This window comes from Photorhabdus sp. P32 (assembly GCF_038085095.1).
In the GTDB taxonomy this organism is placed as follows: domain Bacteria; phylum Pseudomonadota; class Gammaproteobacteria; order Enterobacterales; family Enterobacteriaceae; genus Photorhabdus; species Photorhabdus luminescens.
This window is the reverse complement of sequence record NZ_JAZGJN010000083.1, coordinates 1-930: the sequence shown is the minus strand read 5'-3', so window position 1 is coordinate 930 and position 930 is coordinate 1. Positions and strand designations below refer to the sequence as shown.

At 37.8% G+C, this 930-nt stretch carries 1 protein-coding gene and 1 pseudogene; both read right to left on the bottom strand.

All coding sequences use genetic code 11. The features are described 5' to 3' along the window. A pseudogene (locus V2H77_RS00350) lies at nucleotides 1-281 on the bottom strand (T6SS immunity protein Tli4 family protein); the annotation flags it as partial. A 121-nt stretch (nucleotides 282-402) separates the two neighbouring features. Then, nucleotides 403-930 (bottom strand): T6SS immunity protein Tli4 family protein (locus tag V2H77_RS00345; RefSeq protein WP_341497218.1); only part of this gene is annotated, 528 nt, incomplete at its 5' end.

The following is a 930-nucleotide window of genomic DNA, read 5'->3' as shown; positions in this document are numbered from 1 at the left end:
TCTTGCTCTCTTAACTGTATCCTCTGTTCAAATGCAGGTGGATGTAAACGCTCGGTTTCTATTTGCGCATCACCAATAAATATCCCTCGATTGGCAACATTTTCAAATCCGGCAGGAAGATCTATCAAATAACGGCCCACACAACGAGGCTGCATATTCGCTAACATTTCAGTTGTCACTTTTTTTTCCTTTTCAGTTAAAATCGGGTAATAAAATACCGGCATATGCCACCATAAGGTATAAATAACCGCTAAAGTCAGTAAGGTTGTTTTCCTATTCAATTTTCACCGCCTGTACTGTTTTAATAGCAGAACATAAAATCGCTGTTCTCGTATCTGCTCGCTTTTCTCCACTTCGATTATTAACCCTTATATCCCTATAAGGGGTCTTATTTGAAATGTGTTATTGCCGTTTAAAAGCGCCGGGTCTTTTACGAAAAGAACTTGTTACCGCGTCCCAAAACGTTATCAGTTCATTTTCACTGTACGGCGTTGCAGATAACCTGTCATTTCTCAGATTAATTCTAACAAAAGGGTTCTTATAATCCCCGATTGTTTCATTGGCAATTAAAATAAATTTATATCCGGGAATTTTGGTTTCTGGTTCATCAATTTTTTTTGTCGGCGCAGTCGTTAAAACTTCCTCCGTATAAGTACCATTAATTTCCCGTTTCTCTTTCCTTATTATCTTAGCATGCATGGCCAAAAATATACCTTCCATTCCCCTCAAACGCTCTAACAGATGGTCTTTCTCTTGAAGATCATTCAATATTTCAACACTGAAAGTAAAATGATCACTTTCATTTCGCTTATAGATAAAGGTCATATTCTCTTTCTCATCACGACTGCCAGTAATAAAACCATCAGGAATACAAGTGCCTGCCTCTGTAGGTATTTCTGTATCCTTTCTGCCACTGATTCTGGATAGTAA